At 59.9% G+C, this 24,600-nt stretch carries 20 protein-coding genes and 1 pseudogene; 9 read left to right on the top strand and 12 right to left on the bottom strand.

Annotated features, from left to right (window positions below):
- The first annotated feature begins 51 nt into the window (after positions 1–51).
- A complete protein-coding gene (gene folB, locus RS887_RS08970) occupies positions 52–408 on the top strand; it encodes a dihydroneopterin aldolase (RefSeq protein WP_322615078.1) in 357 nt (118 codons plus the stop codon).
- Entirely contained in the window at positions 399–917 is a 519-nt protein-coding gene (gene folK / locus RS887_RS08965; protein ID WP_322615077.1) for a 2-amino-4-hydroxy-6-hydroxymethyldihydropteridine diphosphokinase, read from the top strand. Before folB ends, folK begins: the two co-directional genes overlap by 10 nt.
- An 83-nt stretch (positions 918–1,000) precedes the next feature.
- Here folK and RS887_RS08960 read toward each other — a convergent pair whose 3' ends face one another.
- The 11 genes and pseudogenes from RS887_RS08960 to RS887_RS08910 all read right to left on the bottom strand — a co-directional run bounded on the left by RS887_RS08960 (position 1,001) and on the right by RS887_RS08910 (position 15,181).
- The gene (locus RS887_RS08960) at positions 1,001–2,227 is read right to left on the bottom strand and encodes a multifunctional CCA addition/repair protein (protein WP_322615076.1); all 1,227 of its coding nucleotides are present in this window, start codon (positions 2,225–2,227) and stop codon (positions 1,001–1,003) included.
- Between the two features lie 63 nt (positions 2,228–2,290).
- On the bottom strand, positions 2,291–3,853 hold the full coding sequence (locus RS887_RS08955; RefSeq protein WP_085716517.1) for a SpoVR family protein: 1,563 nt from the start codon (positions 3,851–3,853) through the stop codon (positions 2,291–2,293).
- Positions 3,850–5,121, bottom strand: a complete 1,272-nt coding sequence (locus RS887_RS08950) for a YeaH/YhbH family protein (protein ID WP_008017412.1) — start codon at positions 5,119–5,121, stop codon at positions 3,850–3,852. The genes RS887_RS08955 and RS887_RS08950 overlap by 4 nt, the downstream gene beginning before the upstream one ends.
- A 204-nt stretch (positions 5,122–5,325) precedes the next feature.
- Positions 5,326–7,248 carry a PrkA family serine protein kinase gene (locus RS887_RS08945; RefSeq protein ID WP_322615075.1) on the bottom strand — a complete coding sequence of 641 codons (1,923 nt, stop codon included), beginning with the start codon at positions 7,246–7,248 and terminating at the stop codon, positions 5,326–5,328.
- A gap of 297 nt (positions 7,249–7,545) precedes the next feature.
- Positions 7,546–7,875 (bottom strand): thiosulfate sulfurtransferase GlpE, encoded by a 330-nt coding sequence (gene glpE, locus RS887_RS08940; RefSeq protein WP_060541633.1) that lies wholly within the window; start codon positions 7,873–7,875, stop codon positions 7,546–7,548.
- Between the two features lie 33 nt (positions 7,876–7,908).
- Positions 7,909–8,790 (bottom strand): symmetrical bis(5'-nucleosyl)-tetraphosphatase, encoded by an 882-nt coding sequence (locus tag RS887_RS08935; protein ID WP_322615074.1) that lies wholly within the window; start codon positions 8,788–8,790, stop codon positions 7,909–7,911.
- Positions 8,790–9,170 carry a Co2+/Mg2+ efflux protein ApaG gene (apaG, locus tag RS887_RS08930; protein WP_322615073.1) on the bottom strand — a complete coding sequence of 127 codons (381 nt, stop codon included), beginning with the start codon at positions 9,168–9,170 and terminating at the stop codon, positions 8,790–8,792. The genes RS887_RS08935 and apaG overlap by 1 nt, the downstream gene beginning before the upstream one ends.
- A 115-nt stretch (positions 9,171–9,285) precedes the next feature.
- Entirely contained in the window at positions 9,286–10,104 is an 819-nt protein-coding gene (gene rsmA / locus RS887_RS08925; protein ID WP_322615072.1) for a 16S rRNA (adenine(1518)-N(6)/adenine(1519)-N(6))-dimethyltransferase RsmA, read from the bottom strand.
- Positions 10,101–11,090 carry a 4-hydroxythreonine-4-phosphate dehydrogenase PdxA gene (gene pdxA / locus RS887_RS08920; RefSeq protein WP_322615071.1) on the bottom strand — a complete coding sequence of 330 codons (990 nt, stop codon included), beginning with the start codon at positions 11,088–11,090 and terminating at the stop codon, positions 10,101–10,103. The genes rsmA and pdxA overlap by 4 nt, the downstream gene beginning before the upstream one ends.
- A complete protein-coding gene (gene surA, locus RS887_RS08915; RefSeq protein ID WP_322615070.1) occupies positions 11,087–12,403 on the bottom strand; it encodes a peptidylprolyl isomerase SurA in 1,317 nt (438 codons plus the stop codon). The genes pdxA and surA overlap by 4 nt, the downstream gene beginning before the upstream one ends.
- Positions 12,384–15,181 (bottom strand): annotated as a pseudogene (locus tag RS887_RS08910) (LPS-assembly protein LptD). The gene surA and the pseudogene RS887_RS08910 overlap by 20 nt, the downstream one beginning before the upstream one ends.
- A 130-nt stretch (positions 15,182–15,311) precedes the next feature.
- Between RS887_RS08910 and RS887_RS08905 the strand changes: the two are divergent.
- From RS887_RS08905 to RS887_RS08895, 3 genes are read left to right on the top strand one after another with little or no spacing between them, the layout of a single operon-like run.
- Complete coding sequence (locus tag RS887_RS08905) at positions 15,312–16,331, top strand: aminoglycoside phosphotransferase family protein (RefSeq protein ID WP_322615069.1); 1,020 nt, start codon at positions 15,312–15,314, stop codon at positions 16,329–16,331.
- Positions 16,328–16,999: an N-acetylmuramate alpha-1-phosphate uridylyltransferase MurU gene (gene murU / locus RS887_RS08900; RefSeq protein ID WP_322615068.1), complete on the top strand. Its 672-nt coding sequence runs from the start codon at positions 16,328–16,330 to the stop codon at positions 16,997–16,999. Before RS887_RS08905 ends, murU begins: the two co-directional genes overlap by 4 nt.
- A 1-nt stretch (position 17,000) precedes the next feature.
- Complete coding sequence (locus RS887_RS08895) at positions 17,001–17,768, top strand: TerB family tellurite resistance protein (protein ID WP_322615067.1); 768 nt, start codon at positions 17,001–17,003, stop codon at positions 17,766–17,768.
- Positions 17,769–17,920: 152 nt separating this feature from the next.
- On the opposite strand, the gene RS887_RS08890 is transcribed toward RS887_RS08895, so the two are convergent.
- The gene (locus RS887_RS08890; RefSeq protein WP_322615066.1) at positions 17,921–18,910 is read right to left on the bottom strand and encodes an alpha/beta hydrolase family protein; all 990 of its coding nucleotides are present in this window, start codon (positions 18,908–18,910) and stop codon (positions 17,921–17,923) included.
- 73 nt (positions 18,911–18,983) lie between these two features.
- Here RS887_RS08890 and RS887_RS08885 point away from each other — a divergent pair, with 73 nt between their 5' ends.
- The 4 genes from RS887_RS08885 to RS887_RS08870 all read left to right on the top strand — a co-directional run bounded on the left by RS887_RS08885 (position 18,984) and on the right by RS887_RS08870 (position 24,591).
- Complete coding sequence (locus RS887_RS08885) at positions 18,984–21,380, top strand: PAS domain S-box protein (protein WP_322615065.1); 2,397 nt, start codon at positions 18,984–18,986, stop codon at positions 21,378–21,380.
- 46 nt (positions 21,381–21,426) lie between these two features.
- Positions 21,427–22,080 (top strand): response regulator transcription factor, encoded by a 654-nt coding sequence (locus RS887_RS08880; RefSeq protein WP_007993216.1) that lies wholly within the window; start codon positions 21,427–21,429, stop codon positions 22,078–22,080.
- A 294-nt stretch (positions 22,081–22,374) separates the two neighbouring features.
- Positions 22,375–23,499 carry an ABC transporter ATP-binding protein gene (locus RS887_RS08875; protein WP_322615064.1) on the top strand — a complete coding sequence of 375 codons (1,125 nt, stop codon included), beginning with the start codon at positions 22,375–22,377 and terminating at the stop codon, positions 23,497–23,499.
- Between the two features lie 48 nt (positions 23,500–23,547).
- Complete coding sequence (locus tag RS887_RS08870) at positions 23,548–24,591, top strand: ABC transporter substrate-binding protein (protein ID WP_008017426.1); 1,044 nt, start codon at positions 23,548–23,550, stop codon at positions 24,589–24,591.
- Positions 24,592–24,600: the final 9 nt, after the last annotated feature.

Raw genomic sequence — 24,600 nt, 5'->3', positions numbered from 1 at the left:
CCCTGATTCTAACGGCGCATTGCGCCCTTGTCGTGTAGCGGAGAGAAGTGCTTGGACAGAGTGTTTATCGAGGGCCTGGAAGTCGACACGGTGATTGGTGCCTACGACTGGGAACGAAGCATCCGACAGTGCTTGCGTCTTGATCTGAGCTTCGCCTGGGATAATCGCCCGGCCGCAGCCGGTGATGACCTGACCCTGGCGCTCGACTACGCCAGTGTTTCCTCGCGCATCCAGGCATTTGCCGAGCAGGCGCAATTCCAGTTGGTCGAGACCTTTGCCGAGCGTCTGGTTGAAGTGCTGATGAGCGAATTCAAGATCACCTGGATGCGCCTGAAACTGACCAAACCCGGCGCCATCCCGGCTGCCACTGGCGGTGTGGGCGTGGAGATCGAGCGCGGATGTCGCTGACTCAGGTATACCTCGGGCTCGGTAGCAATATCGAGCGTGAAACACATTTGCGGGCGGGGCTCGATGCGTTAGCGGCGTTCCTTGTCGATATCCGCTGTTCGGCGGTGTTCGAGAGCCAGCCGGTAGGTATCAAGAGCGGGCCGTTCTTCAATTTCGTGGTGTCGGCGTATACCGATCTGCCGCTCATGGAGCTGGATCGCCGGTTGAAATTCATTGAGGCCGATAACGGCCGATATGCACCGGATCGCCGAGGTTTGCCGCTGGATATCGACGTATTGTTGTTCGGTGATCTGACGGGCAACTTCGATGGCTTGATCTTGCCGCGGGCAGAAATCCTGAAAAATGCTTTTGTTCTGTGGCCGTTGTCGTTGATAGCGCCGGATCGCGTGCACCCGGGCGTAGGCAAAAGTTTCGCCACGTTGTGGGCCGAATCGCAGATCGATCAGGTGCTGGCGCCGGTGGCTTTTGAATGGCGCGGTGAGCAACTGACGCCTTCAGATTTGATGTGAGCTGACTGACATCTTCGCGAGCAGGCTCGCTCCCACAGGGTTCAGCGCAACACTTGTGGGAGCGAGCCTGCTCGCGAGGCTTTTCAGGACGACGCCGCTTTGTACATCTTCAGTGCCTTGAGCCGCTCGCGCTTGATCGCCTCCCCCAGTTCCGGTCCCTTGAAGCCTTTCTCCAGCAACGGCTGAACCGCCACGCTGCGAGCAGCGATTGCTGCGCCGCGCAAATAATCCGCCTGTGGATAACTTCTTTCTTCCAGTCCTTTGCGCCCTCGTGCATCCATCTCGCATGCCGTGATGAACTCCTCGAACCGCTGTGGCCGACGGTAAACGTCGAAGCTTTGCAGCAATTCCAGCAATGTCGATGGCTTCAGCTCAAGGGCGCGATGCCCATGGGTGTGATACTCGCCCACCAGCAGGGCCAGTTCCTGGCAGTCTCTGGGCACCTTGAAGCGTTCATTGACCGCCTTGATCAACTTCAAACCCTTGAACTCGTGGGCAATGTGTTGCGGCCATTCCTCCTCTGGCGTCAGGCCCTTGCCCAAGTCGTGCAGCAGGCAGGCCCAGCGCACGGTCAGTGGCTGTTTGTGTATGGCGGCTTGCTGCAAAACGCTCAGGGTATGTGCGCCTGTATCGATTTCCGGGTGGTGGGCTGGTGGTTGCGGTACGCCAAACAGCGCGTTGACCTCTGGCATCAGTACCTTGAGGGCGTCGCATGCGCGCAAAACCTCAACAAACACCTGTGGCTGATCTTCCATCAGGGCGCGGGAGATTTCCTTCCAGCTGCGCTCCGGGGTCAGCGCCTCAAGCTCGCCTGACTCGCTGAGTTGACGCATCAGTTCCAGGGTTTCCGGGGCGACGGTAAAGCCAAGCGACGCATAACGCGCCGCAAAGCGGGCAACACGCAGGACCCGGAGCGGATCTTCGGCAAATGCCGGGGAAACATGGCGAAGCAGGCGCGCTTCGAGATCGCGCTGGCCGTGGTAGGGGTCGGTCAGGTTCTGCTGATCGTCTTCGGCCATGGCGTTTATGGTCAGGTCGCGACGGATCAAGTCTTCTTCGAGGGTGACTTCAGGGCTGGCGTGAAACGTGAACCCGCCGTAGCCGCGCCCACTTTTGCGCTCGGTGCGGGCGAGGGCGTATTCCTCACCGCTTTTGGGATGAAGAAACACCGGGAAATCCGCACCTACCGGACGGAAACCCTTGGAGAGCATTTCTTCGGTAGTAGCACCGACCACGACCCAGTCGATATCGGTGACCGGTTTGCCGAGCAAGCGATCGCGTACCGCGCCGCCGACTTTATAGATCCGCATAAAAAACCTCCGTTAGCTCGACAGGATAACCGTTGCGTCGGGCTTTCGGAGGCCGAAACAGTGTCAAAGATGAATGACAGCCAGGTCCAGGCGGCCGTAATCGCCTTCGCTGTGCTCGCTCCTGGGTGGAACATGATGGGTTTTCATTACCTGGTCCCCTTGCAGGGTCTCCAGGTGAATGTCGAAGCCCCACAGGCGGTGCAGATGCTTGAGCACTTCCTCGGTGGACTCTCCCAGCGGTTTGCGGTCGTGTTGCTGGTGACGCAGGGTCAGGGAGCGATCGCCGCGCCGGTCGATGCTGTAGATCTGCACGTTGGGTTCGCGATTGCCCAGGTTGTACTGTGCCGCGAGGGTTTCACGGATGATGCGGTAGCCGCCTTCGTCGTGAATGGCGGGCACCAACAGGTCGTCCTTCTGGTCGTCATCGAGAATGCTGAACAGCTTCAGGTCACGGATCACCTTGGGTGACAGGTACTGCAGGATGAAGCTCTCATCCTTGAAGCTGCTCATGGCGAACTTGATGGTCGACAGCCAGTCGGAGCCGGCTATTTCCGGGAACCAGCGGCGATCCTCTTCCGTAGGGTGTTCGCACATGCGGCGGATGTCGCGGTACATGGCAAAACCCAGGGCATACGGATTGATACCGCTGTAGTAGGGGCTATCGAAGCCCGGCTGGAACACCACGCTGGTGTGGGATGTCAGGAACTCCATCATGAAGCCGTCGGTGACCAGGCCCTCGTCGTACAGGTCGTTCATCAGGGTGTAGTGCCAGAACGTGGCCCAACCTTCGTTCATCACTTGGGTTTGACGCTGTGGATAAAAATACTGGGCGATCTTGCGCACGATGCGCACGATTTCCCGCTGCCATGGCTCCAGCAGCGGCGCATGTTTTTCGATGAAGTACAGGATATTTTCCTGAGGTTCGGCGGGGAAGCGTGCGTTGTCCTTTTCGCTGAACTTGTCCGCGCCCTTGGGAATGGTTCGCCACAGATCGTTGATCTGTTTCTGTAAATGCTCTTCCCGGTCCTTTTGCCGGCGACGCTCTTCTTCCGCGGAGATCGGATAGGGGCGCTTGTAGCGGTCGACACCATAGTTCATCAGTGCATGGCAGGAGTCGAGCAAGTCCTCGACCGCGTCGATACCGTGGCGCTCTTCGCATTGCATGATGTACTGCTTGGCAAACACCAGGTAATCGATGATCGAACTGGCGTCGGTCCAGGTGCGGAACAGGTAATTGCCTTTGAAAAAGCTGTTGTGCCCGTAGCAGGCATGGGCCACCACCAGCGCCTGCATGCAGATGGTGTTTTCTTCCATCAGGTAGGCGATGCATGGGTCGGAGTTGATCACGATCTCGTACGCCAACCCCATCTGGCCGCGAGTGTAGGATTTTTCAGTACTGAGGAAATGTTTGCCGTAGGACCAGTGGTGATAACCCAGCGGCATACCAACGGAGGCATAGGCGTCCATCATCTGTTCGGCGGTGATTACTTCGATCTGGTTAGGGTACGTATCGAGGGCGTAACCGGCCGCAATACGACTGATTTCGCGGTCATACGCCTGGATCAGCTCGAACGTCCATTCCGAGCCGGTGGAAATAGGTTGGCGCTTCTGCTCTTTGGCGGTCATGTCACTAACCTGCGCTGGAAGAGTTCACGGAAGACCGGATAGATATCACCGGCCGAGACCAGTTGCTGCTGGGCAAACGTGTCGGAAAAGGCTTCGGCGATGCGCTCGTATTCGAACCACAGGGCCTGGTGTTCGCGAGGGGTGATCTCAACGTAAGTGTAGTACTGCACGAATGGCATGATCTGGTTGATCAGGATGTCGCGGCAGATCGGAGAGTCGTCGTTCCAGTTGTCACCGTCGGAGGCCTGGGCGGCGTAGATGTTCCACTCGTTGCTCGGATAGCGCTCGGCCATGATCTCCTGCATCAGTTTCAAGGCGCTGGAGACGATGGTACCGCCGGTTTCCCGGGAGTAGAAAAACTCCTCTTCATCCACTTCACGGGCGCTGGTGTGATGGCGGATGAACACGACGTCGATCTTTTCATAGTTACGCTTGAGGAACAGGTACAGCAGGATAAAGAAGCGCTTGGCGATGTCCTTGGTCGCCTGGGTCATCGAGCCGGACACGTCCATCAGGCAGAACATCACGGCCTTGGAACTGGGGTTCGGTTGCTTGATGAGCAGGTTGTACTTGAGGTCGAATGTGTCGAGAAACGGTATGCGGTGAATACGTGCGCTGAGTTTTTCTATCTCAGCTTCTATTTCCTGAATATCGCCGAAGTTGTCCGGTTCTTCCTGCTTGAGTCGCAGAAGTTCTTCCTTGGCTTCGCGCAGTTTTGCCCGGCTGCTGCCGGACAGGGCGATTCGCCGGGCGTGGGCTGAACGCAGGGTACGGATGATGTTGATCCGCGACGGGTTGCCCTCGTTGCTGATCCCGGCACGTACGGTCTTGAAGGTATCGGTGCCGGTCAGGTTGCGTTTGACCAGGTTTGGCAGTTCGAGATCCTCGAACATGAACTCGAGGAACTCTTCCTGGGTGATCTGGAAGACGAATTCGTCCATCCCTTCACCGGAATTGCCCGCCTTGCCAGGGCCTCGACCACCACCGCCTCCCGGTGGGCGGGCGATATGTTCGCCGCTGGTGAACTCCTTGTTGCCCGGGTGCACGATCGTCTGCTTGCCACCGCGACCGTGGTGAAGTACCGGTTCGTCGATGTCGCGGCCGGGAATGCTGATTTGTTCGCCGTGTTCCATATCGGTAATGGAGCGTCGGCTGACCGCCTCTTCGACAGCCTTTTTAATGTGATCACGGTAGCGCCGCAGAAACCGCTGGCGGTTCACCGTGCTCTTGTTCTTGCCATTGAGACGTCGGTCGATCACATAGCTCATGACTGCTCCTTAGAAGCTGTCCTGAAAGGGGCGAGCGGTTATGCAGCATCGGACCGGTGCCAAGGGATGTTCACGCTCCCCCAAGCGCTTTTGGATGCTGCCTGTACCTCGCTACCGACTTTCGAACACCTTCCAGAGGTCTGTGTAACAGAAAACGCGTACACAGGCCTCTGGCTGACGACAACCGGTCTGACCGGCAGCGGGTTACTGTGATTTTCTGACCCGCAGGTACCACTCGGACAGCAGTCGTACCTGTTTGTCGGTGTAGCCGCGCTCGACCATCCGTGTGACGAAGTCGTTGTGCTTCTGCTGGTCTTCTTTGCTGGCCTTGGCGTTGAAGCTGATGACCGGCAGCAGGTCCTCGGTGTTGGAGAACATTTTTTTCTCGATGACCACCCGCAGTTTTTCGTAGCTGAGCCAGGTCGGGTTCTTGCCGTTGTTGTTGGCCCGGGCGCGCAGGACGAAGTTGACGATTTCGTTGCGGAAATCCTTCGGATTGCTGATGCCGGCCGGTTTTTCGATTTTCTCCAGCTCTTCGTTCAAGGCTACGCGGTTGAGGATTTCGCCGGTTTCCGGGTCGCGGTATTCCTGGTCCTGGATCCAGAAGTCGGCGTACAGCACATAACGATCGAAGATGTTCTGGCCGTACTCGCTGTAGGACTCGAGGTAGGCGGTCTGGATCTCCTTGCCGATGAATTCGATGTAGCGCGGTGCCAGGTACTCCTTGAGGAAGCGCAGGTAGCGTTCACGGGTTTCTGCCTGGAACTGTTCCTGTTCGATCTGTTGTTCCAGTACGTAGAGCAGATGCACCGGGTTGGCGGCGATTTCGTGTGGATCGAAGTTGAAGACCTTCGACAGGATCTTGAAAGCGAAACGGGTCGATAGACCGTTCATGCCTTCGTCGACACCGGCATTGTCGCGGTATTCCTGGATCGACTTGGCTTTCGGATCGGTGTCCTTGAGGTTCTCGCCATCGTACACGCGCATCTTCGAGTAGATGTTGGAGTTTTCCGGCTCCTTGAGGCGCGAGAGCACGGTGAACTGGGCCAGCATCTTCAGGGTGTCTGGCGCGCAATGGGCCTTGGCCAGCGAGCTGTTGAACAAGAGCTTGTCGTAGATCTTCACTTCGTCGCTGACCCGCAGGCAGTACGGCACTTTGACGATGTAGATCCGGTCGATGAAGGCTTCGTTGTTCTTGTTGTTGCGGAAGGTGTGCCATTCCGATTCGTTGGAGTGGGCCAGCAGGATCCCGGTGAACGGAATCGCGCCGAGGCCTTCGGTGCTGTTGTAGTTGCCTTCCTGAGTGGCGGTCAGCAATGGGTGCAGCACCTTGATCGGTGCCTTGAACATTTCGACGAATTCCATCAGGCCCTGGTTGGACCGGCACAGTGCACCCGAATAGCTGTAGGCGTCGGCGTCGTTCTGCGGGAACTCTTCCAGTTTGCGGATATCGACCTTGCCCACCAGTGCCGAGATGTCCTGGTTGTTTTCGTCGCCAGGTTCGGTCTTGGCCACGGCGATCTGGTTGAGGATCGACGGGTAGAGTTTCACCACGCGGAACAGACTGATGTCGCCACCGAATTCGGCCAGGCGTTTGGTCGCCCATGGCGACATGATGGTGTTGAGGTAGCGCCGTGGAATGCCAAAGTCTTCCTCGAGGATCGCTCCATCTTCAGTGGAGTTGAACAGACCCAGGGGCGACTCGAAAACCGGCGAGCCCTTGATCGCATAGAAGGGCACCTTTTCCATCAGTTGCTTTAGCTTTTCAGCCAGGGACGATTTACCACCACCGACGGGACCGAGCAGGTAAAGGATCTGCTTCTTCTCTTCCAGGCCCTGAGCGGCGTGGCGGAAATACGACACGATCTGGTCGATGCATTCTTCCATCCCGTGGAAGTCTTCAAAGGCCGGATAGCGGCGGATGACCTTGTTGGAGAATATGCGTGACAGTCTCGAGTTGGTCGAGGTGTCGAGCAGCTCCGGTTCTCCAATGGCCAGCAATAGACGCTCGGCGGCGGAGGCATAGGCGCTGCGGTCTTGTTTGCACAGCTCAAGATACTCTTGCAGCGAGAGTTCTTCCTGGCGTGTGGACTCGAAGCGTTGTTGGAAGTGGCTAAAGATACTCATGACGTCACCTCGCTCGATACGTGGAGCCGACGCCGGATCACTCAGTCGATGCTGGCAGCAACCGAACAGGCGATTGCTGTTTACCCCCCAGAACTCTCCCGGAGCTGACTACTCCGAAAGCTACTCCCGATGACCCGTGCGCCGGTGTACCGGCTCTCCCCTGTTTTGGATGGCCTGGGCTTAAGGATAGTTGGGAATTCGGGAGGTAAAGGCGAGATACGTAATTAGTTGTGGCAGACCGTTCGTCTGCCACCGCGCGAGCCCGCGGAAGCCGGGGCCTGCAACGTTACAAAAAAATTATTCGGAGGTGCCTTGCGCCGTTTCCGCAGGGTAGGTCGTACGCCACAACTCGAATCCGCCATCCATGCTGTAGACGTCGGAGAAGCCCTGGCTGATCAGGTAGGCGGCCGCCCCCTGGCTGGAGTTGCCGTGGTAGCAGACCACTACGGTCGGTGCATCGAGGTCGGCACCCTGGATGAAAGCGTGCAGGGAATGATTGTCCAGATGCCTCGAGCCTGCGATGTGCAGGGCGGCAAAAGTGGCCGGGTCGCGGACGTCGACCACTACTGCGCCTTGTTCACGCAGGGCCTGAGCCTGTTCGGGGGGGATACGTTTGAATTCGCTCATGGCGGGCTCCTGTGGCTCGGCAGAATGGGTAGTCTAGCGCGGGGCGCTGGCTGGCGATGATTGGGGGATGGATGAGGCGACTGGCGGCACGGCATGACCGTGTTCGTCGCATTTGCAGGACAGGCGCTCAAAGCTGTCGACATTCATCAGGGTCAGGGCGCCGCCCCAGACGCAACCGGTGTCGAGGGCCGAGATACCCGGTTCGTCGCACTTGCCTTCCAGTGCGGCCCAGTGACCGAAGAGGATTTTCAGATCCTTGGTCTTGCGTTCCTTGTGCTGGAACCAAGGCTTGTAGCCAGGCGGTGCAGTACCGAGGCCTTCCTTGCTCTTGAGGTCGAGTTTGCCTTCAGCGGTGCAAAAACGCATGCGGGTGAAATAGTTGGTGATTACCCGCAGGCGCGTGACGCCTTTGAGGTCGTTGTCCCATTTCGCCGGATCGTTGCCGTACATGCCATCGAGGTAGGGCGGCAACAGGTTGTCGTCACGCAAGGCAGTCTCGACTTCGGCGGCACACTTCAAGGCTTTGCGCAGCGACCACTGGGGTGGAATGCCGGCATGGACCAGCGCAACGTTGCGCTGTTCGTCGTAGTGCATGAGCTTTTGCTGGCGCAGCCATTCGAGCAGCTCGGCGCAGTCCGGCGCTTCAATGATCTCGCGCAGGGTATCGGCTTTCTTCAGGCGTTCGATGTTGCGTCCGGCCGCCAGCAGGTGCAGGTCGTGGTTGCCGAGCACACACACCAGCGATTCGCGGATGCTATAGAGGAAGCGCAAGGTTTCCAGCGATTGCGGGCCACGGTTGACCAGGTCGCCCACCAGCCACAGGTGATCCCGTTGTGGGTCGAACGCCACTTGTTTGAGCAGGCATTGCAGGGCTTGCAGACAGCCTTGCAGGTCACCGACCGCGTACGTTGCCATCAGTGCAGGGCTCCGGGCACCGCCAGGCGGAAGGGCGCGATGATGGCATCGAAATGTTTGCCGTCGTCGGAAAGCATCTGATAGGTGCCTTGCATGGTGCCGACCTTAGTGGTCATGACCGTGCCGCTGCTGTAGGTGTGGCTCTTGCCGGGGTCGATCAACGGCTGCTGACCCACCACGCCTGCGCCGCGCACTTCTTCGACATGCCCGTCACCATCGGTGATGACCCAGTGCCGTGAAAGCAGTTTGGCCGGTATCAGGCCATTGTTTTGCACGGTGATGGTGTAGGCGAAGGCAAAGCGGTCGTGCTCGGGTTGCGATTGTTCTGCCAGATAGCGGGTGACGACGCTGACGTCGACCTGATAACGAGGATCGGACATGCAAGGGGCCTTAAAAACGAAGCGGGACGCGGGGCGTAGCTGATGGAGTTCAGTCTAGGCCAAGTATCGGGTAGTAGACCAGAGTGGCGTCCTACCCGATAGCGCTCATCGCCTGTCAGTCAGCGACAGGCTTTTGTGGCGCCTGCTCGCTGAGCTTGTCGGCCAGGCGTACGAAGGCGGCCAGGTCGAGTTGCTCGGGACGCAGGCTGCCATCGACGCCGGCGGCTTCGATTTCGGCGTTGCTCAGCAGCAGCTTGAGGGTGTTGCGCAGGGTTTTGCGGCGCTGGTTGAACGCTTCGCGTACGACGCGCTCCAGCAGTCGATGATCCTTGGCCGGGTGAGGCAGTACCGCGTGAGGCACCAGGCGCACGATGGCCGAGTCGACTTTCGGCGGCGGGTTGAACGCGCCTGGGCCGACATTGAACAGGTGCTCGACCCGGCAGTGGTACTGAACCATGATCGACAGGCGGCCCCAGTCACCACCACCCGGGCCGGCAGCCAGGCGCTCGACCACTTCCTTTTGCAGCATGAAATGCATGTCGCGGATCAGGTGCGAGTTGTGCAAGAGGTGAAAAATCAGCGGCGTGGAGATGTTGTACGGCAGGTTGCCGACCACTCGCAGGCTGCCAGGCGCGGCATTCAGGCTGTTGAAGTCGAACTTCAGTGCATCGCCCTGATGCAGGTTGAAGTTGCTCTTGCCGGCAAACTGCTGGTTGAGGATCGGGATCAGGTCCTTATCCAGTTCCACCACGTCGAGTTGGGCGCCGCTGCTGAGCAGGCCTTGGGTCAGTGCGCCCTGGCCCGGGCCGATTTCCAGCAGGCGGTCTTCTGCCTTGGCATGAATGGAGCGCAGGATGCGGTCGATAACGCCGGCATCGTGCAGGAAGTTCTGGCCAAAGCGTTTGCGCGCCTTGTGTTGGTATTGCTCGGTCATAAACGGGTCTCGGCCATCTGGTAGGCGGTTTCCAGGGCGACTTGCAGGCTGCCGGTGTCAATCTTGCCGCTGCCGGCCAGATCCAGGGCAGTGCCGTGGTCGACCGAAGTGCGGATGATCGGCAAGCCGAGGGTCACGTTGACTGCCGCGCCAAAGCCTTTGTACTTCAGCACCGGCAGGCCCTGGTCGTGGTACATCGCCAGCACCGCATCGCAGTGCTCCAGATATTTGGGGGTAAACAGAGTGTCGGCGGGCAGGGGACCTCGAAGGTCCATGCCCTCGCCGCGCAAGCGCTCTAATGTGGGTTCGATGATATCGATTTCTTCATGGCCCAGGTGTCCGCCTTCACCGGCATGGGGGTTGAGCCCGCAGACCAGGATGCGTGGCTGGGCGATGCCGAATTTGTTTTGCAGGTCGGCGTGCAGGATTCGCGTGACGCGTTCCAGACGCTCCGGCGTGATTGCATCAGCAATCTCGCGAAGGGGCATGTGAGTGGTCACCAGGGCCACGCGCAAACCGCGTGTGGCCAGCATCATCACCACTTGCGCGGTGTGGGTCAGGTCGGCGAGGAATTCCGTGTGCCCGGAGAAGGCGATACCGGATTCGTTGATCACGCCTTTGTGCACCGGCGCGGTGATCATGCCGGCAAAATCCCCGCTCAGGCAGCCCTGGCCAGCCCGGGTCAGGGTTTCCAGAACGAAGGCCGCGTTGGCCTTGTCCAGTTGCCCGGCGACGACCTTGGCATTGAGCGGGGTATCCCAGACATACAGGCTGTTGGCTGGCGCGGGTGCATCCGGCCAGTTGTCCGGCGTGACCGGCAGCAAATCGACAGCCACGCCCAGTTGCGCGGCCCGCTCAATGAGCAGGTCGCGGTTGGTAATGGCAATCAGGGGGTGGGGCTGGGCTTGCGAGGCGAGCAGCAGGCACAGGTCGGGACCTATGCCGGCTGGTTCACCGGGTGTCAGCGCGAAACGTTGCGGTTTCACTGCGCTGCCTGGTCGGCGCCAGGGAGTTTGATTTCCACGTACGCTTCGTCGCGGATCTGACGCAGCCAGGTTTGCAGCTCTTCGTCGTATTTGCGGTTACGCAAAACGGTCATTGCTTGCTGCTCGCGAGCCTGTGAGGTGCTGTCGGTGGCGCGACGACCAAGGACTTCCAGGACGTGCCAGCCGTATTGGGTCTGGAACGGCTTGGACAGCTGACCTTGCGGGGTCCTGGCCATCACTTCGCGGAACTCGGGCACCAGCGCGTTCGGGTCGATCCAGTTCAGGTCGCCGCCGTTGAGGGCAGAACCCGGGTCTTCCGAGTAGCTTTTCGCCAGTTCGCCGAAGTCTTCGCCAGCCTCGATACGGCTGTAGAGCGACTGGGCCAGGGCCTTGGTTTTCGCTTCGTCGCGGATCGGGCTTGGTTTGACCAGGATGTGGCGCACATGCACTTCATCGCGCATCTGGGTTTCGCCGCCACGCTTGCCGAGGATCTTCAGGATGATGAAGCCACCCGGCGTGCGCATTGGCTGGGTGACATCACCCACCGGCATGGTGCTCAGCAGGCGATCGAACGGAGGTGGCAATTGAGCGGCTTTACGCCAGCCCATGTCACCACCTTCCAGAGCGGTTTCGCTGGCGGACTTGGCGATTGCCAATTGACCGAAGTCAGCGCCTTGCTTGAGCTGCTGGTAAACCGCATCGGCCTGTTTGGCTGCATTCTGAATCGCGTCGGAGTTGGCACTTTCCGGCGTAGGAATCAGGATGTTGGCCAGGTGGAATTCTTCGGACAGCTGCATTTTGCCCAGGTCGGAAGCCAGGAAGTTCTTCACTTCCTGCTCGGAGACCTGAATGCGCTCGGCAACCCGACGCTGGCGTACACGGCTGATGACCATTTCGCGACGAATCTGCTCGCGTGCGTCGTCATAAGACAGGCCATCGCGAGTCAGGGCGGCGCGGAATTGCTCGACCGACATGTTGTTGCGCTGGGCAATGGTGCCGACCGCCTGGTTCAACTCTTCATCGGTAATGCGGATGCCGGAGCGATCGCCGATCTGCAATTGCAGGTTTTCGACGATCAGGCGCTCAAGTACCTGCTGCTCCAGCACGCTGGCTGGCGGCACGGCAGATCCACGCTTGGCAATGGTTTGCTGAACTTCACGAACGCGATGGTCCAGTTGGCTCTGCATGACCACGTCGTTGTCGACGATGGCCACCACTTTATCGATGGACTGTACGGCGGCACTGGCCGCCGTACTCAGGAACAGCGCGCCCAGCATCAGCGGGCGCAGACAATCAGAAAGCTTGGTCTTCACGTTCACGATAACCTTGAATGCCTTTGTCGAGGAAGCTCTCTGCCTTGGCGCCGGTGAGGCCGCCGAGTCCCTTCAGAACAATTTGGAGGAAGACGCCATGGTCGCCTTTTTCGTTTTCCGGTGCTTGCTGGCTGAACTCGTCGTAATCAACGAAGTAACGGTTGATCAGGCGCAGTTTCCAGCAGCAGCTGTCGTACTCGAAACCACCGAAGGCTTCCAGGGTACGGTTGCGGTTGTAGTCATACTGCCAGCGGCTGATAGCGCTCCATTGCGGCACGATCGGCCAGATGACCGAGAAGTCGTGCTGTTTGATCTTGTAGTAATCCTTCACGTAGCCAGGCTGGCCAGGGGTGCCGTAGTCTCCACCGCCCACGGTCCACTTACCGGTGTTCTGGTCGTAACGGATCTGGTCGTTGCGATAGCGATAGCCGACGTTGACGATCTTGTTCGGGTTGTCTTCAGGCTGGTAGTGGAACATCGCGCTGCCCGAGCGAGGGCTGCGGCTGTCCGGGTCCCAGTTGTAGTCGGCCGTGGTACGCCAGTCGCGGTTCCAGCGATATTCGTATTCCAGGGCGTAAGGCGAAACGTTGGCCTGTGTATCCTGGCGGGTCTTTGCATCGATACCCGGCAATTGAACTTCGCGGTCCTTGAAGTACAAGGCCTGGCCGACGCTGATGCGTTGACGCTCGAAACCGTTGTCTTCGATCCAGCGGCTGGTCACGCCAAGGGACAGTTTGTTCTCGTCGCCGACACGGTCGGAGCCGGAGAAACGGTTGTCACGGAACAGCGACGCATAGTTGAAGGTGTATTCGCTGGTATCGAATACCGGGATGTCTTCCTGGTCGACCTCAGGCACGTACAGATAGAACAGGCGCGGTTCGAGGGTCTGGCGGTAGTTCTTGCCGAAATACTGGGTATTGCGATCGAAGTACAGGCCGCTGTCGATGCTGGCGATCGGTACGCCGCGGTTCTGGTTGCTGTCGAACGTTCCCAGGAGCCTGTCCTGTTCTGCGGTCTGATTGGCAATCTGCCCTTTGCCAGTACTGTCCAGCTCCAGTTGGTACTGGGTGTACTGGTACTTGAGTTTCGGTGTCAGGAAGCCGTACGTGGTATTCATCGGCAAGCTGATGGCCGGAGCGAGATTCAGGCGGTCGCCAGTGGCGCGAGCCAGACCTTGAACGTTGTTATCAAGACGGGGAGAGCCGACGCCGTCTTCGTCAAAGTATGTCCCGTTCTGCAGATCCCGGTCAAAGCGTACGAGCTCGGTGTTGTACGTGAAGTCCAGTCCTTCCGGATGGTAAGGCAGCATGCCGTCGAGGGTGAGCTGCGGCAGGCGGTCGTACGGCGTAATGTTCGATACGGTTGCCAGTTGGTAAGCCTGGGCGTTCACGCGAGCGGTATAGCTGTCGCCGCGATAGGTGACGGAACCCTGCTGGTTCACATAGTCGTTGCTTTTCACGCCAATCTGGTCGGTCTGCAGATCCTGGAAGTAATACGGATCGCTGATCTTGGTGTAGTCGACTTGTGTGAACACTCGCGAGTCGAGACCACCCTTGTGCTGCCAGTTGTACATGTAGCGGGTTTTTCGGCGTCGGACTGCTTGTCGCGATCGTTGCTCTCGTCGTTGAGGTACGCCGCACCGAACTGGCCTTCGCTGGACTTGGTCAGGTAGCGGAATTCGCCTTCCATCAACAAGCCGTGCTTTTCCATGTAGCGCGGGTACAACGTGGCATCGTAGTTCGGCGCCAGGTTGAAGTAGTACGGGGTGACCAGCATGAAGCCGGTATCGCTGCCGGTGCCGATGCTCGGCGGCAGGAAACCGGACTGGCGACGGTCGTCGATCGGGAAATAGATGTACGGCGTGTACAGGACCGGAATGTCCTTGACCCGCAGTGTCACGTTGGTCGCCGTACCGAAACCGGTGGCCGGGTTCAGGGTGATGTTGTTGCCCTTGAGCTGCCAGGCGTTGCTGTTCGGTTCGCACGTGGTGTACGTACCATCCTTGAGGCGGATGATCGCGTTCTCGGCACGCTTGGCGTACAACGCATTACCGCGGATGCGCGATTTGTGCATCACGTATTCGGCGTTGTCGACCTTGGCTTCACCGGTGTCGAGCTGCACGTCGGCGTGGTCGCCGACGATCAGGGCGCCGTTGTCGCGGATGCGCACGTTGCCGTTCAGGTCGCCACGGCTCTCGGCCTGGTACAGGTTGGCTTCGTCGGCTTCGACCTGCATGCTGCCCTGACGCATGACAACGTCGCCGGCCAGGGTCGCGATTTGCTCATCCTGCTTATAGCGGGAGGCTTTTGCGCCGATAAAGGTTGGAGCGTCACTTTTATTCGTCTTGTCATCCATGCCAGGACGAATCGGTTCGACATAGGAACCAGAGCAATAAGGACCGGTTTCGGCCAATTGAGCGGCGGTGAGTTGCTCGCGGGGAACCCAGTCGAGGTGGCTGTAGTCTGCGCTACGCGACTTCAGGCCGCGGCCTTTGGATTCGGTGACCAGCACCGGCTTGGCGCCGGTTTCTTCGCTGGAACCGCTCTCGGCCGGGGCTTCGCCAGTGGCGGAGACGGCGCTGCCCTCATGGACGGGACGCGGTGGCAATGCAGCCGCCGGCGTCTTTGGCGCGCAGTCCCAGGAACCCGAAGCAGAGACTGAGCAGTCAAACTGTTCCGCAGCGACCACGTAGGAAGTGGCAAGGGGTTGCAGCGCCAGCAAACTGCCGGTAACCAACAACGGAAATTTTTTACGAAACGCGGGGGATTTCAATGCCATCTTATTAGTCCGGGCTTCCTGCGTGCCATCTGCCCGCGGTGTGGGCCGCACGCCTCTCGATGGTCTGAAAAAGATGCTGGATAATAAAGCATGACCCGCTTGACGGCTAGCGCCGTCGGAGACCCTTGCAATGCCTGATCAAGATGTACGCTTGCAACACCTGAAAGTTTGGCTCGATGAGCAATTGACAACCCTTTTTGCCGAGCAGGGTTGGGGCGCCGTCCCCCCGGCCACGTTGACTGCGGCCAGTAGCGACGCAAGTTTCCGGCGGTATTTCCGCTGGGAAGGCGATGGCAAAAGTTTCATCGTGATGGACGCGCCGCCGCCGCAGGAAAACTGCAAACCCTTCGTGGATATCGCCTTTTTGCTGGCGAAATCCGGAATAAATGTGCCGAAAGTTTATGCCGAAGACCTCGAGCGCGGTTTTCTTTTGCTCAATGACCTGGGCAACAAGACCTATCTGGACGTCATCGACAGCGAAAACGCCGACGATTTGTTCGAGGATGCCCTGCAAGCGTTGCTGGCTTTCCAGCAGTTGCCGATGGTTGCGCCGCTGCCGAGCTATGACGTGGCTTTGCTGCGTCGCGAACTGGAGCTGTTCCCCGAGTGGTATGTGAAGCGCGAATTGGGCATCGAGCTCGATGCGGCGCAGCAGGTACTCTGGCAGCAGGTCAGCGAACTGTTGATCGACAGCGCCCTGGCACAACCCAAAGTCCTGGTGCACCGCGACTACATGCCGCGCAACCTGATGCTCAGCGAGCCCAATCCCGGTGTGCTGGATTTCCAGGATGCGGTGTATGGCCCGGTGACCTACGACGTGACCTGCCTGTTCAAGGACGCCTTCCTCAGCTGGCCCGAGGAGCGAGTGCATGGCTGGCTCGAAAGCTACTGGCAGCGGGCGGGCGAACTCGGTATTCCGGTTCAGCCCGAGTTCGAGGACTTCCTGCGTGCCAGCGACTTGATGGGCGTGCAACGTCACCTGAAAGTCATCGGTATTTTCGCGCGCATCTGCCATCGCGATGGCAAACCGCGCTATCTGGGTGATGTGCCGCGTTTCTTTGCCTATATAGATGCCGTGATCGCTCGCCGTCCTGAATTGGCCGAGCTGGATGTGCTGCTGGCCAGTCTGCGTGCCGGAGTGACAGCATGAAGGCAATGATTCTGGCCGCGGGCAAAGGCGAGCGCATGCGCCCGCTGACCCTGACCACACCCAAACCGCTGGTTCGTGCTGGCGGGGTGCCGCTGATCGAGTATCACCTGCGCGCGCTGGCCGCCGCCGGGTTTACCGACATCGTGATCAATCACGCCTGGCTCGGTCAGCAGATCGAAGACTTTCTGGGCGATGGATCGCGCTATGGCGTGAGCATCCGGTACTCGGCGGAGGGCGAGCCCCTGGAAACCGGCGGCGGGATTTTCCGCGCGTTGCCGTTGTTGGGGGATGAAGCGTTTGTCGTGGTCAATGGTGATATCTGGACCGATTACGACTTCAGCGTGCTGCATCAACCCATCAACGGTCTGGCGCATCTGGTGCTGACCAGCAACCCGCCCCATCATCCGGCCGGGGACTTCTGCCTGGTCGACACCCTGGTGCGCGACGGTCAGCCGGAGGGCGCCACCCTGACCTACAGCGGCATCGCCGTGTTGCATCCGCAACTGTTCGACGGTTGCACCGCGGGTGCCTTCAAGCTCGCGCCGCTGTTGCGCAAAGCCATGGCTGACGGTCAAGTGACTGGCGAACAGTTGAAAGGGCACTGGGTCGACGTCGGCACTCACGAGCGACTGGCCGAAGTTGAATCATTGATAGAAGCGAGCCGCTGACATGCTGTGGCCAGGGACTCTGATTGGAGCCGGAGCGGGTTTTGCCATAGCCAGCATTCCGGGGGCCATGCTTGGCGCATTGTTGGGGCAGGCGCTTGACCGGCGCTTGCACTTGCAGAGTTGGGGGCACTTGCGGGAAAAACTGGGTGGTCGCCCGGTGCTGCGAAACGACGAATTGCTGTTTGTCCTGTTGGGGCGCCTGGCCAAGTGCGACGGCCAGGTGATGGCCGGGCACATTGAGCAGGCCCGAGCGGAAATGCGTGCGCTGGAAATGTCCGAGCCGGCCCGGCGCCGTGCGATTGCCGCGTTCAATCGCGGCAAGTCGGGCCGCGACCGGCTACGCGGTTATTTGCGTCGCCTGAGTGCCCAGCCCCATGCGGCGGAAGGTGTGTTGCGCGCCTGTTGGCGAATGGTGTGGGCCGATGGTCGTGCCGGCAGCAGTGAGCGTGAATTGATCGGCCAATGGGGCAAGTGGTTGGGCTGGACGCCGCATCAGGTGCAGGCGCTGGCTCACGACTATGAGCCGCAGAAGCGGCCATTGGCCAACAACGTGCCAAGTTATCAGGATGCGTTAAGGCTTCTGGGGGTGTCGGCCACCACTGAACCGGCGCAGATCAAGCGTGCTTACCGGCGCCTGCTAAGTCGCCATCATCCGGACAAGATTGCCGGCAGTGGCGCGACGGCGACGCAGGTTCGTGAGGCCACCGAGCGAACACGTGAACTGCATAACGCCTATACGCTGATTCGGGAGCGGCGGGATTTTCGTTAGCCCGGAAAATTTGCGTCGCCAGTGATACCGCTATCGTCGGAACGCCGCCCGGAGCAAGCTCGCTCCCACAGGTTTTATGTCGTCCGCAATTTTGTGATCGGCATAAAACCTGTGGGAGCGTGGCTTGCCCGCGATGAGGGCGACGCGGTCTGTCAGTCCGCCGGGTTCTGCGGATTCAACCAGCCCCGCACCCGCCGGAACAGTTGTTCCTGTTCGGCCTTGGTATCCGGCAACGCCTTGAGCGCGACCTGGCTGAATGCCGATGACTTCAAGCGCTTGCTGGCTTGCAGGCGTTCCAGTGCCGCGTTGCGGTCCGGCGCTTTGTCTTTGTAGTAAACATCGGCGGTCGGCAGTTTCAGGGTCGGGGTCAGCTCCGCCAGCTCGGGCTTCGCTGTCACCGGTGTCCGGGCAGCGACCATCACCAGCTTTTCGACTTGCGGCGGCTGCTTCTCGCTCAGGTAGCGCGCGGCCCAGTAAGCGCCGGTACCATGCCCCAACACCACGATGCTGCGGGCGCTTTGTTGTTCGGTGAAGGCGAGCGCGGCGTCGATCCGGGCGAAGATGCGCTCGGCATCTGCCCTGGATTGTTCTTCGGTGGTTTCGGCGATGGCCTTGTCGGCCACATCGGCCTCGCCACCGGCCACCTGTTCGATGGGGGCCGCGGTGGTCGAGTCTTTACTGCCGGTTTCGGGAGCCTTGGGGGTCGGCACTGCTTCCACGATTCGTGGCGCAATGGCATCGCTTTGCAGGTCCGGCAAGGTGATACTCAGGCTGCTCCATTCGGCGTCCGGCAATTTGCGCCGCAAAGGACCGACCGCTTGCGGCCAGTCAACGCTTTCGCCGGCGCCCGGGATGATAATCACCGCGCCTTTGGGTTCGGCGGTATTGGCCGGTTTCCACAAGGCCAGGAACGTGTCGGTGCCCGCTTGCAGTTGTTGCTGTTCCTGAGCCGGGACTTTTCGCTCAAGTGCAGCCGCTTTCTCCTGACTACGCTCAGGCAGCGGCTGACGTTCGAGTGGTTTTTCTTCGGCAGTTTTTTCTGCTGCGCCAGGTGCCGGGTCGGCCGCCTCGACGGAAAAAACGCAAGGCAGGATCAGCGACAGGCACAATGCTGGCAGTGCCAGGCGGTAGACAGGGGGCATCGGATATTCCAGGCCAGAAGTTGTTCCGGCAGCCTAATGGGTTGGTCAGTATTTGTCAGTGTGTGAGAGTTCAATGATGCGTTTTCGCTGCCTGTGGGTTATCGGCTGTTTGTGGTTTCCCTTGATGGGTTGGGCGGCGGTCGAGCCCCCGGCGCATGTTGCCCAGTTGACCCCGAAACAACAGCACTGGCTGACGCAGCAGAGCGAGTTGCGGGTCGGCCTGGTGTTGCAGGCGCCCTTTGCGCAATACGATCGCCGCTTGCAGCGCCTGTCCGGGGTGAATGTCGACTTGATGAAGTGGCTGGCAAAGACCCTCAACGTCGAACTGAGCTGGCGCAACTTTCCTGACCTTGAACAATTGGAAGCCGCTGCCCGCGAGGGCGAAATCGACATTGCCCCAGGTCTGACCCAAACCCCTGGCGGGTTGCGCCTCTGGCAGTTTTCCGACCCCTACATGCGGGTGCCGCAACTGGTGGTCAGCGACCAGAAAAGCGCTGGCACGGTCGAGCTGGAAAAGCTCGACAGCCAAACCCGCGTCGCTGTGCGCATGCCCAGCGCCATCGCCGATTACCTGCACAGCAACTATCCGCACCTGAACCTGCAAGGCGTCCCGATGGAGCGTCAGGCATTGCAGTTGCTGACGGGCCAGCAGGCGGCTTATGCGGTGGTCGATGAGGCGCAATTGGGGCGCCTGTCCGTCGAACCGGAGTTCGCCGGGTTGGTGGTGGTCGGGGATGTCGGCCTGCCGCAGCTGCTGCGGGTGGCCACGCGCCGCGACAAGCCGGAGTTGGCGGGCATCGTCGAAAGTGCATTGCGGGCGATCCCGGCCAAGGATCTGGAACAACTGCACAATCAATGGCTGCAAGCCAAGTATCCGCGGCTTACCGAGTCCCCCGGGTTCTGGCAAAACCTCTGCCTGTTGCTGGCCGTGCTGGCGTTGAGTTGCATGGCTATCGTGTTCTGGCAGCGTCGCCAGCAGCGCAATCTGGAGCAACGCTTGATGGCCGCGCAGGAAGACATTGCCTTGCGTGCCGCCGGCGAAGAGGCGTTGCGGCTCACCCAGTTTTCCATCGATCAAAGCACCGTCGGCATCCTCTGGGTCAACTGGGACAGCCACGTGCGCTACGCCAACCGCGCGGCGGAAAGCATGCTCGGCTATCCACCTGGCGGGATCATCGATCGGCCCTTGATCGATTTCGAACCCGGCCTGCACATGGACCGCTGGCTCAACCTGTGGAAGCGCGCCCGGGCCAGTGAAGAGGGCCCGCAAAGCTTCGAAACCAACTGCGTGCGCGCCGACGGCAGCATTTTGCCGGCCGATGTCTCGTTGAGTTTTCTGCGCTTTCGCGATGGCGAATACCTGGTGGTCTACCTCAACGACGTCACCGAGCGGCGCCGCGCCCTGGCCGCGTTGCAGGAAAGCGAGGCGCGGCTGCAGGGCATCGCCGCCAACGTTCCGGGCCTGGTTTTCCGGCTGGAGCGGGCGCCGGTGACCGGTCAGATCGATTTTGCCTATATCAGCGAAGGCAGCGAAAGCCTGGTGGGTTACTCGCCGGCCACGCTGGCGCATCGCGATAAAGGCCTGCGCAGCCTGGTGCATCCGGATGACAAGGCCAGCTATCACCAGACACAGGACCATGCGCTGGATACCGATAGCGACTGGTCGTGGCAAGGGCGGATCCTCACCCGTCAAGGCGAGCAACGCTGGGCGGAAATCAAGGCCATCACACGTCAGCTGGAAGACGGCGCCTATGTCTGGGACGGGATCGTCTGGGACATCAGCGAGAGCAAGCGCATCGAACTTGAACTGGCCAGCTCCCGGGAACAACTGCGTGAGTTGTCCGCGCATCTGGAAAGCGTGCGCGAAGAAGAAAAGGCGCGCATCGCCCGGGAAGTTCACGATGAACTGGGTCAGATGCTGACGGTGCTCAAGTTGGAAACCTCCATGTGCGAACTGGCTTACGCGCAACTCGATCCGGGCCTTAACGAGCGCCTGGGCAGCATGAAGCGCCTGATCGCTCAACTCTTCCAATTGGTTCGCGACGTGGCGACCGCCTTGCGCCCGCCGATTCTCGATGCCGGCATTGCCTCGGCCATCGAATGGCAGGCCCGACGATTTGAGGCGCGTACGCAGATTCCGTGTCTGGTGCAGGTGCCGGATAATCTGCCGGTGCTCAGTGACGCCAAGGCCATTGGCCTGTTCCGGATCCTTCAGGAAGCGCTGACCAATGTCATGCGCCATGCCCAGGCGCATACTGTTGAACTGACGCTGGCGCTGGAAGGCGACGAGTTGTGTCTGACGGTCAGCGATGATGGCGTAGGATTTGTCGCTGCACCTGGCAGGCCAACGTCCTTCGGGATTGTCGGAATGCGCGAGCGGGTGTTGATCATGGGCGGTGAGTTATCCCTTGAGAGTGAGCCGGGTGAAGGCACGACCCTGAGTGTGCGCGTTCCGCTGGATGCAGCCTGAACAGGTTATGTTGACTGTATCGACGCCTTCGCGGGCTTGCTCGCGAATGATCTTGAATCTGGAGAAAAACGTGATCCGTGTACTGGTAGCCGAAGACCACACCATCGTCCGTGAAGGCATCAAGCAACTGATTGGCCTGGCCAAGGACTTGCTGGTGGTGGGGGAGGCGAGCAACGGCGAGCAGTTGCTCGACACCTTGCGTCATGTGCCCTGCGAAGTGGTGTTGCTGGACATCTCCATGCCGGGTGTCAATGGCCTGGAAGCCATTCCGCGGATTCGCGCCCTGAATAATCCGCCGGCAATCCTGGTGTTGTCGATGCACGACGAAGCGCAGATGGCCGCCCGGGCGCTGAAGGTCGGGGCCGCCGGTTATGCAACCAAGGACAGCGATCCGGCACTGTTGCTGACGGCCATTCGCAAAGTGGCGTCAGGCGGGCGTTATATCGACCCGGAACTGGCCGACCGCATGGTCTTCGAGGTGGGCCTGACAGACTCGCGTCCATTGCATTCGTTGCTCTCCGAGCGCGAATTTTCCGTATTCGAACGCCTGGCCCAGGGCGCCAACGTCAACGACATTGCCCAGCAACTGGCGCTGAGTAGCAAGACCATCAGCACCCACAAGGCGCGGCTGATGCAGAAACTTAACATCACCTCGTTGGCGGAGCTGGTGAAGTACGCGATGGAGCACAAACTCCTCTAAACGACACCGCTGAACCTGTGGGAGCGAGCTTGCTCCCACAGGGATCTGCATAAGCTCGTTATGGGTGCGCATATCCAATAACGACGTGCCTGATGAGCCGCTTTTACCGTTACTTGCGGCTTGTAGCTGGCCGCTCGCCACTGCGTTTGCCAAAACGCGCCATCCTTGTAGGGCAATCCCTACCCCCGGCCTTCCATCCGGCTGAGGCGAATCTCTCTTGCGCCCCGATTTGCGTGGTCCCCAGCGTCCACTAGGCTTAACCCCACAGCAGTCATCAATAACAAAGGTGTGGGTATGAGCCAGGTCGATTCAAGCGCAGGGGCCAATGATGTTCTGGTCAGCTTTCGTGGAGTGCAGAAGAGCTACGACGGCGAGAACCTGATCGTCAAGGACCTCAACCTGGACATTCGCAAAGGCGAATTCCTCACCTTGCTCGGGCCGTCCGGCTCCGGCAAGACCACCAGCCTGATGATGCTCGCCGGCTTCGAAACGCCGACCGCGGGCGAAATCCTGTTGGCCGGGCGCGCCATCAACAACGTGCCGCCGCACAAGCGCGACATCGGCATGGTGTTCCAGAACTACGCATTGTTCCCGCACATGACGGTGACCGAGAACCTGGCGTTCCCGCTGACCGTGCGCGGCATGAACAAGAGCGACGTCAGTGCCCGGGTCAAGCGCGTGCTGAGCATGGTCCAGCTCGATACCTTCGCCCAGCGTTACCCGGCGCAGCTTTCCGGCGGTCAGCAACAGCGTGTGGCATTGGCCCGCGCGCTGGTGTTCGAGCCGCAACTGGTGCTGATGGACGAACCCCTCGGCGCACTCGACAAACAACTGCGTGAACACATGCAGATGGAGATCAAGCATCTGCACCAGCGCCTGGGCGTAACCGTGGTCTACGTGACCCACGATCAGGGCGAAGCCTTGACCATGTCCGACCGTGTGGCGGTGTTCCATCAGGGCGAAATCCAGCAGATCGCGCCGCCGCGTACCCTCTACGAAGAGCCGAAAAACACCTTCGTCGCCAATTTCATCGGCGAGAACAACCGCCTCAATGGCCGCCTGCACAGTCAGACCGGCGACCGCTGCGTAGTCGAACTGGGGCGTGGTGAAAAAGTTGAAGCGCTGGCGGTGAATGTCGGCAAGACCGGCGAGCCGGTGACCCTGTCCATCCGTCCGGAGCGTGTGAGCCTCAATGGCTCCAGTGACCAATGCGTCAATCGCTTCTCCGGGCGAGTCGAGGAATTCATCTATCTGGGCGACCACGTCCGGGTTCGCATGGAAGTCTGTGGCAAGACCGACTTCTTCGTGAAACAGCCGATTGCCGAGCTTGATCCCTCGCTCGCTGTCGGCGATGTGGTACCGCTTGGCTGGCAGGTCGAGCACGTTCGCGCGCTCGATCCTCTTTTAGAGGCGAATTGATCGCCCCGGCAATACCAACACCAACCCTGCACGTGGAGAGAACAATAAATGTTGAGATCCCTGAAATTCACCGCTCTGGCACTGGGCATGATGGGCGCGGCACACGCAATGGCGGCCGGCCCGGACCTGACCGTGGTGTCCTTTGGCGGGGCGAACAAGGCGGCTCAGGTCAAAGCCTTCTACGCACCGTGGGAAGCGGCAGGCAACGGCAAGATCGTGGCCGGTGAGTACAACGGCGAAATGGCCAAGGTCAAGGCCATGGTCGACACCAAGAGCGTGTCCTGGGATCTGGTAGAGGTTGAATCGCCGGAACTGTCCCGTGGTTGCGACGAAGACATGTTCGAGCAGCTTGATCCGAAGTTGTTCGGCAAGACCGAAGACTACGTCAAAGGCGCGATCCAGCCTTGCGGCGTGGGTTTCTTCGTGTGGTCGACCGTACTGGCCTACAACGCCGACAAGCTGAAGACAGCACCGACCAGTTGGGTGGATTTCTGGGACACCAAGCAGTTCCCGGGCAAGCGTGGCCTGCGTAAAGGCGCCAAGTACACCCTGGAATTCGCACTGATGGCCGACGGCGTTGCGCCGAAAGACGTCTACAAAGTGCTGGCCGGCAAGGACGGTCAGGACCGCGCATTCAAGAAACTCGATGAGCTCAAGCCGAACATCCAGTGGTGGGAAGCCGGCGCACAACCGCCGCAATACCTCGCTTCCGGTGACGTGGTCATGAGCTCGGCCTATAACGGCCGGATCGCTGCCGTGCAGAAAGAAAGCAACCTGAAAGTGGTGTGGAACGGCGGCATCTACGATTTCGACGCATGGGCCATCCCGAAAGGCCTGGACAAGGCGCGTGCCGAAGCGGCGAAGAAGTTCATCGCCTACTCGGTGATGCCACAGCAGCAGAAGACCTACTCGGAAAACATCGCCTACGGCCCGGCCAACACCCAAGCCGTACCGCTGCTGGCCAAGGATGTCCTGAAAGACATGCCGACCACCCCGGAAAACATCGCCAACCAGGTGCAGATCGACGTCAGCTTCTGGGCTGACAACGGCGAGCAACTGGAACAGCGCTTCAACGCCTGGGCTGCCAAGTAAGACCGCTCT

Origin of the sequence: Pseudomonas sp. BIC9C (genome assembly GCF_034541995.1) — a bacterium.
GTDB lineage: Bacteria > Pseudomonadota > Gammaproteobacteria > Pseudomonadales > Pseudomonadaceae > Aquipseudomonas > Aquipseudomonas fluorescens_CC.
This window is presented reverse-complemented; position numbering and strand designations above follow the sequence as displayed.